Annotated in this window: 14 protein-coding genes and 1 tRNA gene; 9 read left to right on the top strand and 6 right to left on the bottom strand. The window is 64.1% G+C overall.

Annotation, left to right across the window (positions count from 1 at the left end; genetic code table 11):
• Positions 1-4: 4 nt before the first annotated feature.
• A complete protein-coding gene (locus tag EJ072_RS09445) occupies positions 5-946 on the top strand; it encodes a glyoxylate/hydroxypyruvate reductase A (RefSeq protein ID WP_126079453.1) in 942 nt (313 codons plus the stop codon).
• 347 nt (positions 947-1,293) lie between these two features.
• On the opposite strand, the gene EJ072_RS09450 is transcribed toward EJ072_RS09445, so the two are convergent.
• From EJ072_RS09450 to EJ072_RS09460, 3 genes are all read right to left on the bottom strand, one after another.
• Complete coding sequence (locus tag EJ072_RS09450; RefSeq protein ID WP_126079454.1) at positions 1,294-1,824, bottom strand: AAA family ATPase; 531 nt, start codon at positions 1,822-1,824, stop codon at positions 1,294-1,296.
• A 78-nt stretch (positions 1,825-1,902) separates the two neighbouring features.
• Positions 1,903-2,277, bottom strand: a complete 375-nt coding sequence (locus tag EJ072_RS09455) for a hypothetical protein (protein WP_126079455.1) — start codon at positions 2,275-2,277, stop codon at positions 1,903-1,905.
• A gap of 94 nt (positions 2,278-2,371) precedes the next feature.
• Positions 2,372-3,295: a methyltransferase domain-containing protein gene (locus EJ072_RS09460; RefSeq protein WP_126079456.1), complete on the bottom strand. Its 924-nt coding sequence runs from the start codon at positions 3,293-3,295 to the stop codon at positions 2,372-2,374.
• 108 nt (positions 3,296-3,403) lie between these two features.
• Here EJ072_RS09460 and EJ072_RS09465 point away from each other — a divergent pair, with 108 nt between their 5' ends.
• Positions 3,404-4,414, top strand: a complete 1,011-nt coding sequence (locus tag EJ072_RS09465) for a ligase-associated DNA damage response exonuclease (protein WP_126079457.1) — start codon at positions 3,404-3,406, stop codon at positions 4,412-4,414.
• Between the two features lie 232 nt (positions 4,415-4,646).
• A complete protein-coding gene (locus tag EJ072_RS09475) occupies positions 4,647-6,248 on the top strand; it encodes a cisplatin damage response ATP-dependent DNA ligase (RefSeq protein WP_126079459.1) in 1,602 nt (533 codons plus the stop codon).
• A gap of 92 nt (positions 6,249-6,340) precedes the next feature.
• On the opposite strand, the gene EJ072_RS09480 is transcribed toward EJ072_RS09475, so the two are convergent.
• A complete protein-coding gene (locus tag EJ072_RS09480; protein WP_126079460.1) occupies positions 6,341-7,537 on the bottom strand; it encodes a hypothetical protein in 1,197 nt (398 codons plus the stop codon).
• 332 nt (positions 7,538-7,869) lie between these two features.
• Between EJ072_RS09480 and EJ072_RS09485 the strand changes: the two genes are divergently transcribed.
• The 6 genes from EJ072_RS09485 to fabG all read left to right on the top strand — a co-directional run bounded on the left by EJ072_RS09485 (position 7,870) and on the right by fabG (position 14,206).
• Positions 7,870-7,945 (top strand) — tRNA-Thr (locus EJ072_RS09485).
• A gap of 378 nt (positions 7,946-8,323) precedes the next feature.
• Positions 8,324-10,591 (top strand): propanediol/glycerol family dehydratase large subunit, encoded by a 2,268-nt coding sequence (locus tag EJ072_RS09490; RefSeq protein ID WP_126079461.1) that lies wholly within the window; start codon positions 8,324-8,326, stop codon positions 10,589-10,591.
• Positions 10,591-11,010, top strand: coding sequence for a diol dehydratase small subunit (locus tag EJ072_RS09495; RefSeq protein WP_095819267.1), 420 nt, complete (start codon positions 10,591-10,593; stop codon positions 11,008-11,010). Before EJ072_RS09490 ends, EJ072_RS09495 begins: the two co-directional genes overlap by 1 nt.
• A 27-nt stretch (positions 11,011-11,037) precedes the next feature.
• Positions 11,038-11,736: a cysteine hydrolase family protein gene (locus tag EJ072_RS09500; RefSeq protein WP_126079462.1), complete on the top strand. Its 699-nt coding sequence runs from the start codon at positions 11,038-11,040 to the stop codon at positions 11,734-11,736.
• Between the two features lie 99 nt (positions 11,737-11,835).
• Complete coding sequence (locus EJ072_RS09505; RefSeq protein WP_126079463.1) at positions 11,836-13,362, top strand: APC family permease; 1,527 nt, start codon at positions 11,836-11,838, stop codon at positions 13,360-13,362.
• A 79-nt stretch (positions 13,363-13,441) separates the two neighbouring features.
• Complete coding sequence (fabG, locus tag EJ072_RS09510; RefSeq protein WP_126079464.1) at positions 13,442-14,206, top strand: 3-oxoacyl-ACP reductase FabG; 765 nt, start codon at positions 13,442-13,444, stop codon at positions 14,204-14,206.
• A gap of 108 nt (positions 14,207-14,314) precedes the next feature.
• Here fabG and EJ072_RS09515 read toward each other — a convergent pair whose 3' ends face one another.
• Positions 14,315-15,325 (bottom strand): phosphotransferase enzyme family protein, encoded by a 1,011-nt coding sequence (locus tag EJ072_RS09515; protein ID WP_126079465.1) that lies wholly within the window; start codon positions 15,323-15,325, stop codon positions 14,315-14,317.
• Between the two features lie 116 nt (positions 15,326-15,441).
• Positions 15,442-16,725: an aspartate aminotransferase family protein gene (locus EJ072_RS09520; protein WP_126079466.1), complete on the bottom strand. Its 1,284-nt coding sequence runs from the start codon at positions 16,723-16,725 to the stop codon at positions 15,442-15,444.
• Between the last annotated feature and the right edge of the window lie 99 nt (positions 16,726-16,824).

A 16,824-nucleotide genomic window follows, 5' to 3' on the forward strand; every position in this document is an offset into this window, starting at 1 on the left:
GCAAATGGAAAAAGGCAAAATCCTGCTTGCCGTCACGGCCTTTCATCCGCAGCGCTGGCATCAGCTGCTGGCGGCCGAGCGCGAGGTGGTGCTGGAGCCGGCAGGCGCCAACGATCCCTCGATCGCCTACGCGGTGGTGTGGAAACATAAGCCGAACCTGCTCTCCGGGCTGCCCAACCTGCGAGCCATCTTCTCGGTCGGCGCAGGCGTCGACCATATCTTCGCCGATCCCGGCCTGCCCGACGTGCCGATCGTCAGGGTGGTCGCCGACAATCTCACCCAATACATGACCGAGTATGTCGTCTGGCGGGTGCTCGATCACCATCGGCACGGCATGCTCTACCGGGCGCAGCAGCCGAAGAAGATCTGGCACGAGCCGCCGCAGCGCCCGGCCGGCGACATTTCCGTCAGCATCATGGGCCTCGGCCATCTCGGCCGCGCGGCGGCATCGGTGCTTTTGTCGCTCGGCTTTGCCGTGAACGGCTGGTCGCGCACCGACCGGCCGATGAAAGGTGTTTCGACCTATGCCGGCGAGGCGGGGCTGATCCCCTTCCTCAACGCCACCGATATCCTCGTCGTGCTGTTGCCGCTCACGCCGCAAACCCAGGGCATCGTGAATTACGGGCTGCTCAAGGAGTTGCGCCGGCGCAACGGGCTGGGCGGCGCCGTGCTGATCAATGCCGGTCGCGGACGCTTGCAGAAGGACGCAGACATCGTGCGCGCGCTGGATGACGGCACGCTGAAGGAAGCGAGCCTCGACGTGTTCGAGGTCGAGCCGCTGCCGAAGACAAGCCCGCTGTGGAGCCATCCGAAAGTCTTTATCACGCCACACGCGGCGGCGACATCGGATCCGGCTCATCTGGTGCCAGCCATGCTGCGGCAGATGGATGCGTTCGAGCGCGGCGAGAAGCTCGAAAACCTGGTCGACCGCGAGGCCGGGTATTAGTTGCCTTGGCAGACCCCATGCCTTGGCGATTGGCCGAGACGCCTGTCGCGGTCGTCATCCACGGGCGGAGCAAGGAGCGTAGCGACGCGCGCAGACCCGAGGATCCATGCCGTGACTTGGGAGCGCCGCGGCGGTCCGGAATTCTGCACCGTTGCACACTTCGGTCCAGGTAACGGAATGGATTCTATGGTCTGCGCGCGTCGCTGCGCTCCTTGCTCCGCCCTAGAATGACGAGGTTCAAGAGCCTCCAGCTCATCGCCAGCGATGGGCGTTCCGGCCAATCTCCAACGCATGCCACCTGCCAACGCAAAACACAGCCGACCGGTCAAAACCCCTGTGCGGTGCCACTAGTTCAGGCTCAAACCCCAGTCCCGGAAACATTGCTTGATTGCACTCACCGAGGACAGCCGCAGCTTTGGCAGGTCGATCGCATCCAGCATCGCGCTGTATCGCTTGCGATTTCGCGGCGTGACTACGGTGATATGGTGGATCATGTCCCATTTGACGCTGTCGCGCCCGCCTTCCAGGGCGCCGTGCCTGCCGGTCACGAACAGGGATCGCCGGAAATAACGCAGCAAGCTCATTGGCGTGGAGACGTCCAGCAGGATCAAGCCGGTCGCGTGCCGGAAACGCTGCGGCATGCAAACCGAGTAGTTGCCGTCCATCACCCAGCCCTCACCGGCGATGGCTGCATCGTGCAGGGCGATGAATTCGTCCCTTGGTCGCTGCTCCCAATCCGTATTGGGCAGATGAAAGAGCTGATCGAGGTGAACAGGTTCCAGGCCGCGCTTGCGCGCGATCGCGTTGGCAAGGGTGGACTTGCCGCTGTTGGACGGTCCCAGGATGCAAATGCGGTCGCCGAGGTCTGAGAGGTTCATCGGTTGGTCTTTCAAGAGCGCGATCAAACGCTCGTCGATGCAGCAGAGCGCCCAAGCGGAATACGGAATATCGGACGCTCAGGAAGGCTGCGAGCCGGGCAGCCCGAACGTCTCCTTCTTCTTCGGCTTGCCGCAGTCGCGGCGCTCGATCGAGCGGTTCATGGCGTCGATCTCACCGCTCGCCTTGTTGCTGGCGCGCTGCGCCTTGGAGCGCATGTCCGGCGTGAACGGGCCGAAGCCCATCGCCGGATTGGAGAAGACCGGCTTGGCCGTGATCGGCAGATTGTTCTGCTGCGCCAGTTGGTTGCGCTGCGCCAGCAATTGGTCGCAAGGCACATCGTCATATTGCAGTGAGGACTGGACGTCCTCGTCCTGGCGCTCGGCCATAGACGTGCCGCCGACACAGCCGGCGACCGTCAGGCAGGACGTCAACACAACCATGGTCCAGCGCATGGATTTCTCCTCGTGATGTCTGCCCCGCGCCACCCCGACCATGCCATTCAGGCTTTTTCGCAGCAAGGCCGGGCTCATGAGAGTGCCGGATTGCTCACCCGGCAGATGCGGCGGCAAAGCCGGCCACAATGGCCAGGCCCTCGACGGGATCATGCCGGTCGTGCCGGATAACCACGCTTTCCAGAGACAGGACCGCAAGCCCGCTGGCGGAGAGCACGCGCCGCGCATACGCCTCGGAATGAGCGTAGCGCCGTGACGGCAAAAGGGCGAAATCATCGCTGCCGGTATGCGTCTCGAGCGAGAAGGCGAATATGCCGTTCTGCGCAAGCATGTTCGCGACCGCGCCGACGATGCGTTCGAGCGCGCCCAGATAGATGAACACGTCGGCCGCGACCACAAGGTCGGCCCGCGCGCCAGAGTGGGAAAATCGCTGAAGGTCGGCCTTGGCCAGCAGGTCGTAGATGCCTTTGGCTTTCGCTTTGCTGAGCATGGCGGCCGAGATGTCGTAGCCCTCCAGCCGGTCGACGAACGGGCGCAGCCTTTCGCCCATCAGGCCGGTGCCGCAGCCGAGGTCGATGGCCAGCCGGAACCGGCCGGGCCTTGCCTCGCGGATGGCCTGGCTAAGGAAGTCCGGCAGCCGATAGCCCAGCTTCCCGACAAGCGAGTGCTCGAAACTGTCGGCGTAGTGATCGAACAAGGTCTCGACAAAGGCGCTGGGAGGCGCCGGGGCCGCGGGCACCTTGCCGATCAGGTGAAGCTTGAGTGCGGCGCCGAGGCGGTCCGCGGGGTCGAGCTTCAGCGTCATGGCCCAGGCCTGCGCGGCCTGATCGAGCCGGCCAGCCGCCTCCTCCATTTCGCCGAGGCGAAACCAGCCGGCGGCCCATCGCGGCGCCAGTTCCAGCGCGCCGAGCAGGAGCTCCGCCGCCTGCGCGGGCTCGCCCGAGGCGAGCAGCATCTCGGCGAAATCGGCGCGACGGTCGGCAGTCAAATCGCCCGATGAGGCCTGGAGCGGTTTCATTCGTGAAGAATCCCACCGTGGATGCGCAGCCGGCGGCTGCCCTTAAGATGAGTCAGCAGTCTCTTGCAACGGGCTTCCCGCGCTGAGTTTAGCCACTATCTTGGAACCATGCGCGCCAGCGACCTGCTCAAACCCCGGCCGGAGGGCCTCTACTGCCCGCCCGGCGATTTCTTCATCGATCCGGTGCGGCCTGTCGAGCGGGCGCTGATCACGCACGGCCATTCGGACCATGCACGCTCCGGCCACCGCTCGGTGCTCGCCACGCAAGAGACGCTCGACATCATGGGACTGCGCTATGGCGAGGATTTCGCCGGAACGACGCAGGCGGCAGTGCATGGCGAAACACTCGACATGAACGGCGTCGCCGTCACCTTCCACCCGGCCGGGCATGTCCTGGGCTCCGCGCAGATCTGCGTCGAGCACCGGGGCATGCGCATCGTCGCTTCCGGCGACTACAAGCGGCAAAAGGACGCCACCTGCCTGCCGTTCGAGCCGATCCGGTGCGATGTCTTCATCACCGAGGCGACCTTCGGCCTGCCGGTGTTCCGGCATCCGCCGGACCATGAGGAGATCGCGCGCGTGCTGAAATCGGCGGCGCAGTTTCCCGAACGCTCGCACCTGATCGGCGCCTATGCGCTCGGCAAGGCGCAGCGTGTGATGCGGCTGTTGCGCGACGCCGGCTACGACAAGCCGATCTATATCCACGGCGCGCTGGCCAAGCTCAGCGAATATTATCAGAGCCAGGGGATCGATCTCGGCCGGCTCGAGCCGGCGACGGTTGAAAGCGGCGCCAAGGCCGATTTCGCCGGCGCGATCGTCGTCGGCCCGCCCTCGGCCTTCGCCGATCGCTGGGCGCGGCGTTTTCCGGACCCGATCTCCTGCTTCGCCTCGGGCTGGATGCGCATACGCCAGCGGGCAAAGCAGGGCGGCGTCGAGCTGCCGCTGATCATTTCCGACCACGCCGACTGGGACGAGTTGATCATCACCATCAAGGAAACGGGTGCTGCGGAAATCTGGGTCACGCATGGCCGCGAGGAAGCGCTGGTGCGCTGGTGCGAGCTGGAGGGCATCGCGGCAAGGCCGTTGCATCTGGTGGGCTATGAGGACGAGGGCGATTGATGGAACAGTGTTCGCCAATCGTCACCGCCGCGCTCTACGGCCCCCCTCTCTGTCCTGCCGGACATCTCCCCCTCAAGGGGGGAGATTGGCAGTTTCGGCGCCGGCGCATCTCCCGCGACAGTGGAGATTGGCGAAAGCCGTGGCGACATCTGATCTCCCCCCTTGAGGGGGAGATGGCCGGCAGGCCAGAGAGGGGGGCCTCGCGCCGGCTTTTGCCCCTGGCGTGGCGCGCATGAACCGCTTCGCCGAGCTCCTCGACCGTCTCGTGCTGACGCCGTCGCGCAACGGCAAGCTGACGCTGCTCAGAGACTATTTCCACAGCGTCGAGGACCCCGATCGCGGCCTGGCGCTGGCGGCGATCACGGGCGATCTCAACATCGCGGCGGTGAAGCCGGCGATGCTGCGCGCGCTGGTGGTGGAGCGCATGGATCCTGTGCTGTTCGGCTATTCCTACGATTATGTCGGCGACCTCGCCGAGACCGTGTCGCTGGTCTGGCCGCAGCCGCAAGGACACATCCCCAATCACATGCCGACGCTTGCCGAGGTGGTCGGCAGACTGCAGGCGGCAAGCCGCTCCGATGGGCCCAAGGTGCTGGCGCGGCTGCTCGACGACGCCAACATCTCGGCGCGCTTCGCCATCATCAAGCTGGTGACCGGGGGCCTGCGCATCGGTGTGTCGGCGCGGCTCGCCAAACAGGCTCTGGCCGATCTTGGCAAGGTCGACGTCAGCGAGATCGAGGAGCTCTGGCACGGGCTGACGCCGCCTTACACCGAGCTGTTCGCCTGGCTGGAAGGCCGGGCGGAAAAGCCGAGGAGCGCGGCACTTGCGCTGTTCCGGCCGGTGATGCTCTCCAACGCCGTCGACGATGGCGACCTCGAAAAGCTCGACCACGGCGCTTATGCGGCGGAGTGGAAGTGGGACGGCATCCGTGTGCAGGCGGTGTGCGAGGGCGGCGTGCGCCGGCTCTATTCGCGTACCGGCGACGATGTGTCCGGGGCCTTCCCAGACCTTGCCGCGGCGATGACGTTCGAAGCGGCGCTCGACGGCGAGCTTTTGGTCGGCGACCCTCGCGAGGCGACCGGAACCTTCTCCGACCTGCAGCAGCGGCTGAACCGCAAGAGCGTGTCGCCAAAGATCCAGCAGCGCTATCCGGCCTTCATGCGCTGCTACGACGCGCTGCAGATCGACGGCGAGGATTTGCGCTCGCTGCCTTTCGCGGAGCGCCGCAAGCGTCTCGAGGCCTTCGTGAAGACGCTTGATCCCAGCCGCTTCGATCTCTCGCCGTTGGTCGAGTTCCCCGATTGGGAGACGCTGGAACGGCTGCGCCAGGCGCCGCCGCATCCGATCATCGAAGGGGTGATGTTGAAGCGCTGGGATTCGCCATACCTTGCCGGCCGGCCGAAGGGCCCGTGGTTCAAATGGAAGCGCGATCCGCACACCATCGACGCGGTGCTGATGTATGCGCAGCGCGGCCACGGCAAGCGTTCCAGCTTCTATTCAGACTACACGTTCGGTGTGTGGTCCGGCCCCGAGGGCTCGGAAGAGCTGGTGCCGGTCGGCAAGGCCTATTTCGGCTTCACCGACGAGGAGCTGAGAGAGATCGACAAATATGTGCGCGACAACACGATCGAGCGTTTCGGCCCGGTGCGCTCGGTGCGCGCCGACCGTCGCAACGGCCTCGTGCTGGAGGTGGCGTTCGAAGGCCTCAACCGCTCGACCCGGCATAAATCGGGTGTCGCGATGCGCTTTCCCCGCATCTCACGGCTGCGCTGGGACAAGCCGGCGGCGGAAGCCGACCGCATCGAGACGCTGCAAGCGTTGTTGGATGGCTAAGGGCTAAAAATCCGACGTCGGCGCTGTCACCCCGCCCGCGCCTGCGGCGCGGGTGGGGTGCTGCGCCTGCGTCGATAACTACACAGACGCGATCACTGCGCGATCGAAACGCGTATCTCGTAGATATCGACCGACTTGCCCTTCTGATCGATGTCGGAGTTGATGGCGATGGTTCCGGCGGCGCCTGGATGCTTGTCCGGGAACTGCACGTCGAACAAATATTCGTTGCGTTCGTGGCCGACGGCGTAACGCTTGCGGCCGCAATCGCCGAGATCGCCGAAATTGCAGTCGACCGATATCTGCGTCTCCTTGCCTTCTTCCGAGCGGGCGACGACGTCGAACATGGCGTGCTTGCCAACAAGCTTCTCCAGAACGCCCTGGCCGACATCGAAGGCAATGGCAGAGCCGGAGGCGCCGGAGCGGATGCGCAGGAACTGGCCGGTGTCGTCCTTCATCACGTCGGCGCCGGCGTCGGACGGCGTGCTGACATGGGTCGGGTCGGCGGGCGAGAAGACGTTGATCCAGTTCTTCGACTGGTCCGCCTCGCCCGGCTTCTGCGGCGAGCCGGTGTCGCCCGGCTGCGAGGAGTCCTCGCTGTCAAGGGTCGGCGTCGGTTCCGGCGGGCCGGTGTCGAGCTCGGCCGCCGTCTTGAAGACGCCGGTCTGCTTGGCGAAGTAGAGACCGATGCCGGCGGCGGCGAGCAATGTCGCGACGACGAAGATCGCGGTCAGCGGCAGGCGCCGGCCCCTGATCCGCCGCTCATCGCGATCGGGCGCGACCTCGGCGCCGTTGCCGACGGGAGCGCCCGGCGATTCATCGAGCGACGGCGCATCGGGAAGCGCCGTCTCGTCCGGCATGATGTCGGGCACGCGCGGCAGCACGCGCGAACGCGGCTGGTCCGAAGCGTCTGGCTGCACCGGCCCGTCGACGGTGATCGAGGGTGAGCGTGCTGATTGCGACGGCGGCAGCGGCGCGTCGACCGAAGGCGCGGCCGAACCGGCAGGCGCCTCGACGCGGGGCGCCGGCGCGCCATTGCTGGCCGGCACGACATTTTCCGGCGGCAACGTCACATCGGGGACGGCCGGCAGGAACTCTGATTCGATCTCGGTGATCTTGGCCTGCACCGCCTTGCGGCGGCCGATGGCGGCCTCGACCGTGATGTTCGGGTTGGCCTGCAGGACGCGGTCCAGCGCGGCAAAGGCCGATCGATAGACCTTCTCTCGGAACGCCCGGTCCTCGGCATTGCCTTTCTCGAAGGCATTGCGGATAGCTTTCTCGATGGGGTCCAAGCGAGCTCCCTCTGCGCGTTCGCTCACAGTTCCCTGATCGTTAGCCGCAGGCGGCCAATCGATCAACGGGCGAGCGGCTGCTTGCCGGCGTATCCAACGCCATTTCGGGGTTTTTTGCTGGAGAATCAACATTTTTCGTCACGAACACGCCGGGCGATGCGGCCGTGGGGCAGCCGGCTTGGACGCCACCGCGCGCCACGGCCGCGCGTGTTGCGCGGTAACCGTAGATGGGAATTGCCGGCAAAGAGGCCGGAATTCGCCGCTGCCCATCTTGAATTAGCGAGCGGTTGAGTCTATCACGCAGCGCATTCTGGAAGCCTGACGCTTCCCGGGCCGCTTTAGCTCAGTTGGTAGAGCACATCATTCGTAATGATGGGGTCGCGTGTTCGAGTCACGCAAGCGGCACCAAAAATTCAAGCACTTAGCCGATCGCCTCGCTCGATTTGTCCGAGTGGCGGCGGAAGTTCTCTTCCAGCATCTGCAGCGACGGCGCCTCCCAAACTGAACCAAAAAGGGCACTGAAGAGCGGGCAAGTCACTCAAAATCGGGCAAGTCACTCAAGTTGAACAACAGCCGCGCATGTTGTCTGCGAGCACTGACGTCTTGACCAGGTCGTAGGCAGGTCTCGAAATCCCGGCGGTTACTCATTTCCGTAAGCGCCGCGCCTATCTCCAAGGTTCCGGTTGTGATGGCAGCCAGGGCAGGCCCTTCGGCGAGATTCGATGCAGGCCATTGTGTGACGATCGGGCATTCAATAGTCTTTCCGTTGGGTCGAGGAATGCACGCATGACGCCGAAACTGAACCGCTGGAAGCGCTTCGCCGACTGGGACGAGCGGCCGTTGCGGCTGGACAAGTTCGCGGCGGAAGACCCTGCCAATGGCTTCTCCGCCTTCTCCAGCCCGGCCGATCCCAAACCCGGCATCGGCATCAACGGCGGGCGCGTCGTGTCCCTCGATGGGGTGCTCGAGCACGACTACGACATGATCGACCGCTTCATCGCCCGCCATCACATCGACCCGGAGGTGGCGCCGGAAGCAATGGCCCTGGAGTCAGCGACCATTGCGCGCTGGCTGGTCGACATGAACGTTCCGCGCGAAAAGCTCGTGCGGCTCGCCCACGGCATGACGCCTGCGAAACTCGCTGAGGTCGTGTCGCAGCTCAACGCGCTGGAGATCGCCTTCGCCTACTCAAAGATGCGAGCACGCAAGACTCCAGGCAACCAGGCGCATGTCACCAACGGCAAGGACGACCCGCTCCAGCTCGCCGCGGACGCCGCAACCGCCGTCGCCTTCGGCTTCGACGAGATCGAGACTACGATGCGCGTGTCGCGCAACGCCTGGTCCAACGCGGTGGCGTGTGCGGTGGGCGGCGCCGTCGGCCGCTGGGGAACGCTGTTCCAATGCTCCAGCGAGGAGGCGGAGGAACTGCGCATCGCCATGGCCGGCTTCACGTCCTATGCCGAAACCGTTTCCGTCTACGGCACTGAAAAGTCGTTCACCGATGGCGACGACACGCCGTGGTCCAAGGCATTTCTCGCCGCTGCCTATGCCTCGCGCGGCGTCAAGATGCGCTGTACGTCGGGTGCCGGCTCCGAATTGCTGATGGGCTTCCATGAAGCAAAATCGCTGCTTTACTTGGAGGCGCGCTGCCTCTGCCTGCAGCGCGGCATGGGCGTGCAGGGCACACAAAATGGCGGCATTGACGGCGCGCCCTTGACCGCCACCATACCTGGCGGGGTCCGCGAGTTGATGGCTGAGAACCTCATCGCCGTCTGGCTCGATCTCGAATGCGCATCAGGCAATGATGCGCGCTCCACCGAATCGGAAATTCGTGTCGGCGCCAAGATCCTTCCCTACCTGATTGCCGGCTCAGACCTGATCTGCTCCGGGATGGGATCGATCCTGAAATACGACAATTCGTTCAACCCTTCGCTGATCAACGGCGAGGAGCTGGAAGACTATATGGTGCTTCAGCGGGATTTCGAGGCCGATGGCGGGTTGACGCCGCTGCCCGAGTCCCGCGCGATCGAGTTGCGCGAGCGGGCGGTGGCGGCGATCGCCGCGGTGTTCGAGGAGCTCGGCCTGTCGACACCGACCGAGGACATGAAGACCAGCGTGGTTTATGCCTCCGGTTCCGACGACACGCGCAGCCTGATGCCGCGCGACGTGAGCTTCATCAGCGAGGCCATCAAGGAGCGCGGCATCACCGTGATCGACGCGGTCAAGGCGCTGGCCAACCGCGGTTTCCGAGAAGAGGCCGAGAACCTCCTGAACGTGGTGAAGCTGCGCCTTTCCGGCGACTATCTCCAGACCTCGGCCATGATCCGCAATGGGCGGATCGTCAGCGCGGTCAACGACCCGAACGACTATCTCGGCCCCGGCTCCGGCTATCGCGTGTCCGAAGAACGGCGCCTGCAGCTCAACGACATCCGCGATGTGCTGGATCAGAAAGAAGTGCTGCGCTCGGAGGCCCTGCACGAGAAGGACGAGGCAAGGCGCGTCCGCTATCGCAACCTTGGGCCGGCAGCCAACGGGTCGGCGACCGACGATTTGGTCATCGGCATCAGCCCGGCCTTCGGCTTGAAGCTCTACCGGACGACGGCCGGACATCGGCTGTCCGAAGTGCTTGGCGCCATGCTGGATGCGATCCGCGCGCGCGGGCTTAAGGCGCGCGTCGTCCGCTTCCGCCATACGGCTGATACTTCCTTCCTTGGCCTGTCCGCCGCCCGGCTTGCCGGCAGCGGCATCGGCATCGGCATCCAGGCCAAGGGCACGGCCGTCATCCATCAGCGTGACCGACAGCCGCACAACAATCTGGAACTGTTTTCCAATGCCCCGATCACCAGGCTCGAGCACTATCGCGCTCTCGGTGCCAATGCGGCGGCCTATGCGCTGGGCGAAATGCCGGAGCCCATCGTGGTGCCGCAGCGAGGCGAGGCCATGGGGTCGCGCTATCATGCGCGCGTCGCCCTCATCTACGCCATCGAAACCGGGCTGACCGAGGCCGGCGCGGCTCCCGAAGAGGTCGACGTCGTCCTGACGGGAGCGCAATAGTGACCCTTACGCGTGCCGACTATCCGCTCGCCGAAACCCAGCCTGGCGCCGTCACCGGCAAGCACGGCAAGGCGCTTCCGGAGATAACGCTGGATGCGGTGCTTGCCGGCGAGGTGACGATGGAAGACCTCCGCATCACGCCGCAAGCGCTGCAGGCGCAGGCCGACGTGGCGCGCGATGTCGGCCGGCCGACCCTCGCCCTCAACTTCGAGCGCGGGGCAGAGCTGGTCGAGGTGCCGCAGGATTTCATCATGCAGGTCTACGAACTGCTGCGCCCAGGCCGCGCCAAGTCCAAGGAAGAATTGCTCGAGGCCGCCGCCACGATGCGCGAGACCTACCAGGCCGAACGCATCGCCCGTTTCATCGAGGAAGCCGCCGAGACCTACGCGGCGCGCGGCCTTTTCACGTTCCGCTTTTGAAGGACCGCCCGCTTCTGAAAGGACCGCATGAGCTGGAAAACCGGATTCCGTTCGCTCTACTACCTCGGCGCACCCGAGCCGGATGATCCGGTGCTGGTGCCGGCACAGACCGCCATCCTGATCATCGACGTTCAAAACACCTACCTGGAACGGCCGGATCGCGCGTCGCTTTCACCGCAGGAACAGCAGCGCTACGATCTGTGGACGCCGTTCCACGAGCGCATGCACGGCGCGGTCATACCGAACACGGCAAGATTGCTGGAGTTGGCACGGGCAAATGGCATCGAATGCCTTTTCGCCCGCATCGCCTGCCATACCAAGGACGGGCGCGACCGCTCGCTCTCCCAAAAAATGCCGGGCTGGAACAATTTGCTGCTGCCAAAGAACGACGCGGCATCGCAGCTCGTAGCCGAGCTTCAGCCGGCAGGCGACGAAATCGTGGTGACCAAGACCACCGATTCCGCGCTGACCGGGACAAATCTGCGCCTCATCCTGCACAATCTTGGCATCAGGAACGTCATCTGTTGCGGCATCTTCACGGACCAGTGCGTGTCTTCGACGGTGCGCAGCCTGGCCGACGAAAGCTATGCCGTCATCGTGCTCGAGGATTGCTGCGCGGCGGCGACCGACGAGCTTCATCGCAAGGAGCTCGAAATCATCAACATGATCTATTGCCACGTCATGTCGAGCGCCGAGCTTTGCAAAATCATGGCCTTGGCAAAGTGATGCCGCGTCCGTAGTGTCAATACAGCACTCGCAGGCCGGGACACATCGGCCGCCACGTGCGGGGAACTGCATACAGCTGTCACGAATGGAGAGGGCTTCATGGCCACGGAAACTGCAAGCGGGACGATCGACGTCTCGAAGAGTAACAGCATCAACCTTTTGCACTCGAAAGCCGTGGGGCTTGCGGGGGTGCTCTTTCTGGCCGTCACCGGCGCGGCGCCAATGTCGGCGATGCTGGGCAATGTGCCGTTCGCGGCAGGCTACGGCATCGGCAAATACACGCCGGCCGCCTTCCTGATGGCGACGATCGTGCTGACCATCTTCTCGGTCGGCTATGCGGCGATGGCATCGCGGGTATCGTCCGTCGGTGGGTTCTACTCATTCATCAGCCAAGGGCTCGGCCGCGAGGTCGGCATGTCGGCCGGCATTGGCTCGCTCGCCTGCTACTCGCTGTTCGAGGCCTCGCTCACTGGTTTGTTTGCATTTTTCGGCAATCTTTGGATTTCCCAGCACTTCGGCATCAACGTGCCGTGGATCGTGCTCGCGCTCGCTATGATCGTGGTCATCGCGGCACTCGCCTATCGCGACGTGAAGGTGTCGGCACGGCTGCTCGGGATCGCCCTCATTCTTGAAGTGATCATGCTGGTGATCTTCTCGCTGGGCGTGCTTTTCGCTCATGGTGGGACGAATTTTTCCGGCGATTCGCTCAATGTGTTCAAGGTGTTCACGCCTGTCGCCGAGCAGAAGGTCGGCGAAGTGGCCATACCCGCCGGCGAGGCCGCCGTCGGTATCTTCATGGCGTTCTGGTCGTGGGTCGGATTCGAGATGGCGCCGAACTACGCCGAGGAATCGCGCGATCCAAAGCGCATCATTCCGCAGTCGCTGCTGATCTCAGTCATTGGCCTCGGCCTGTTTTACACCTTCGTCAGCTGGTGCGCGGTGGCGGCCTATCCCACCGAGGCCGACATGGTGGCCAAGGCCTTCTCCGACGGCGTGAACTTCTTCCTGACACCCATTCAGACTTTTGTCGGCGGCTGGGGCTATCAGCTGATGTCGCTGCTCATCCTCACCAGTTCCTTCGCCTGCGGCATGGCCTTTCACAACACCGCTTCCCGTTATTTGTACTCGCTGGCACGCGAGGGCGTCCTGCCACAGGCGATCGCGGAGACGCATGATCACCACAAGAGCCCTCACAAGGCCTCGGCCCTGCAGTCGGTTCTGGCGGCGATATGGGTCCTGCTCTACGGTCTGGCCTACGGCTTCGACGATCCGTCGGGACAGGCCTGGCTGGGCGTCTACACGCTGTTTGCGGTGCTCGGCACCGGACTGCTGCTGGTGCTGCAGGCCGTCGTCTCGCTGGCGATCTACATGTGGTTCAAGAAGAACGGCGGCGGCAGCCTGCTGGCGACGGTCATCGCGCCGTTGATCTCGCTCGTGGTCCAGCTGGTCCTGGTCTACACGCTGGTGGCCAATCTCGCGACGCTCGGCGGCACCAATGGCTTCGCCAGGAGCATCCCCTATGTCGGGCTTGCGATCCTTATCGTCGGCCTGATCTGGGGTTTCGTGCTGAAGTCCACCAACCCCAAGGCGTACGCCAACATCGGTCACATGGTGAACGAAGGCTAAAGCGCTACCGCCCAGAAATCCTTGCGACAACGGGGACGGGGTATCACTCTGTCCCCGTCTCATTTTGGAGCTTCAGATCATGACCCAGTCTTTGAAGGGCCGGTCCGTCGTTGTTACCGGCGGATCGAAAGGCATCGGCAAGGGCATATCGCGGGTGTTCGCGCTGTCTGGCGCCAAGGTCGCCATCATCGCGCGCCATCTCGACCAGGCCGAAGCCGCTGCCGCCGAGATCGGCCACGGCGCCTTTGGCGTGGTTGGCGATGTCACCTCGCTCGCCAGCATCGAGAGCGCTTTTGGGACAGTGGCCGGGAGAAACGGGGGCATCGACGTGTTGTGCGCCAATGCCGGAATTTTCCCGCAGGCCCGGCTCGAGGACATGACATCCCAACAATGGGACGAAGTTGTCGACACCAACCTCAAGGGTACCTTCCACGCGGTCAAGGCAGTCGTTCCCTACCTCAAGAGATCCGACCAGGGCCGCATCGTGCTGACGTCGTCGATCACCGGCCCGGTCACCGGCTTCCCCGGTTGGTCGCACTACGGCGCCACCAAGGCGGGGCAGCTCGGTTTCATGCGCACGGCCTGCATCGAACTGGCCAAATACGGCATCACCGTCAACGCCGTCATGCCGGGCAACATCATCACCGAGGGCCTAGTCGGCCTGGGCGAGGATTACCAGAAGACGATGGCCGCCTCTGTCCCGCTCAAGCGGCTTGGAACCGTGGAGGAAATCGGCTACGCCGCACTCTACTTTGCGTCGAAGGAAGCCGGCTACGTGACCGGGCAGACGATCATCGTCGATGGCGGCCAGATCCTTCCGGAGAGCCTGGAGGCACTGGCATAGAGCGGTTCGTGACGAACCGCTCTATCTCTTTGCCTGACGCAATTCCCCAGGGAAAGCGCTACGCGCTTTTCTCGGGAAAACCGTTTCACGCCTTTCCTACGATTGCTGTCAGGAAAACTTGCTCAGATAGGCCTCGCACAGCCCGACGGTTCCCTCGGTGTATGGGAAGCCCATCGACTTGGCGAGGTCCGTTTCAGCGTGCGAGCCGATCCAGGCAACCAGCAACAGGCGGCGCAGCATCACGAAGGTCGGGATTTCGTCCTCGTCTGCCCTCGGCAGGTCAAGCACGCGGCGATAGCCGGTCGTCCACGACTGGATGAGATCGGTTGCCTGCGGCTCATGCTCGTAGAAAGAGATGGGTGTAGCGGCGTCGTACATAAACCAGCCGAAGCCGCAGTCGTCGAAGTCGATGACCTTGACCGTCTTGCCGTCGATCAAAAGGTTGGCGAGCCGCAGGTCGCAATGGATGAGGCCAAAGCGGTCATGGCCCTTGCCGAAGGCGGCGAGCCTGCGGCAGATCAGCTCCGCACTGCGGCCAAAGAGTTTGGCTTTCGCGGCGTCGACGCCCATGCCGTCACGCCAGCGCCCCCAATGGGGGTTTTCCTCGCCGAGACTTGTCTCGAAATCCCACACGTGGCGAGTGAACCAGGATGGGCGCTTCCATTGCCGGGCGTGGATGTGCATGCGAGCCGTCACCTCGCCAAGCACCTCGAAAGGTTCGGCGAGCGCTTCGCCTATGCCCGGCTCCGAACCGGTCTCCCATTGCGACAGCACGACATTGCGGGGTTGCGCCAGCCTGGCATGGCCGGCACGCTGGATCTGCTCGCCATCCTTGCCCGCCACCGGCACGGGGGTGGGCACGATCCCGGTCTGGCGCAAATCGGTCAGCCAGGCCAGTTCGGACTGGATGGCCGTCCTTGAATGGTAGCCGTCGCGATGAATGCGGAGCGCCCAGCGCCGGCCGTCGGGAGCCGCAACCTTATAGGTTGCGTTCTCCGACAGGTTGATCATCGTGACGGAGACGTCCGCCGGCAGATCGTAGTTGGCGATGGCCGCCTCTGCCGTCTCCTGCAGGATGCCGAGTTGCTGGTCATGGGTGAGCGCGTCGAAATCCGTCACTGTCCGTCCTGCCCTATCTTTGCACCCTTGTCCCCTGCCGGAACCCTGCGATCCCAGCAAGTCCAACCGCCAGCCCGCGCTGGACGCCTGGCAGTTTCAACCAGGTTTGGACCATGTCAATTCGCCTTGCCTGCCTGATGCAGCAGCTCCCGGGCGCGCGGCATTGCCGCATCGAAACGATTCATGATGTCCTGGCAGGTTTCCCGATCCAGAAGCACGCCGGGCTTCCACTGCAGCACCCGCTTGTCGAGCGACGAGAAGATCGCCCAGACGCCCTGCTCGTAGAGTGCGCGTGACACGAAGACGGCGCCCTCCGGGTGATTGCTGAATTCCAGGCCGAGGATCACGCCTTTCTGGCGCACGCCGGTGAAGATGTCGCCGTGCCGAGCCAGCATCTCGCCCATGGCCTGTGCCATGAACTCGGTCACGGTGCCGACATTGGCAACCAGCTCAGGCCGCTGCAGCATCTCGATGACCTTGTGGGCGACGACACAGCCGAGCTCGGCCCCGCCGGTGGTCGAGATGTGGGCGGCCCCATCCTCGTTGAGCCAGCCGCCGGCCCTGTCGTTCACCAGCGTCGCGCTGATCGGATAGAGGCCGCCGGACAGGCCCTTTGCCGTCACCATGATGTCCGGCTGGACGCCATAGGCCTGCCAGCCCCACATGCTGCCGGTCCGCATCAGGCCGGTCTGAACCTCGTCGGCGATGTACATCGCGCCATGCTTTTCGCACAGCGCCTTGCAGGCGCTGAGATAGCCGTCCTTCGGCATCGGGAAGCCGTAAGTGGCGGGGATCGTCTCCATGATCAGCGCCGCGACGTCTTCGCCCTGCAGCGCCTGCTCCATGGCGTCGATATCGTTGAAGGGGACCTGGATGAACATCTCCGGCTGGTCGGAAAGAAAGATCTTGGTGAAGCGATCGTCGCCGGTCGCCACCGCGAGCCCCGAATGCCCGTGATAACCCTTGATGATCGATACGATCTTGCGCCGCTTGGTGGCATAGCGGGCACTCTTGATGGCGATGTCCACCGCCTCCGCGCCGCCCGGCGCGAAGACCGCATATTTCATTCCCGGCGAGACATCGACGAGGGATTCGGCCAGCGCCGTGCGCGCCACGGAGGGGAACCAGTGATTGCCGATGTCGAAATAATCGAGCGCGCTCTTCAGGGTCTCGACCAGTTCCGGGTTGCGGTGACCGAGATTGTAGGTGCCGCCATTGAGGTGCAGGTCGATCAGGCGGCGGCCCGACATGTCGTAGAGGAAATAACCTTCCCGCTTGCCGATCACCAGATCGATCCCGGCTTTCTGCCAGAACCTGGTCTTGTCGGGATTCCAGAAACGGATTGCCTTGTCGAAAAAATCCTGCTTCGACTCGAACTTGAAGGGGCCGAAGTCGTACATGCCTGTTTTTTCCCCAGAGATTGATCGGCGCGCACCCAAGCCGGCGAGGCTCGTCCGCCGGATGATGCAGGATTACGGGCCAGGGAGAAAGGGGTCTGA

The organism is Mesorhizobium sp. M2A.F.Ca.ET.046.03.2.1, from assembly GCF_003952425.1.
GTDB lineage: Bacteria > Pseudomonadota > Alphaproteobacteria > Rhizobiales > Rhizobiaceae > Mesorhizobium.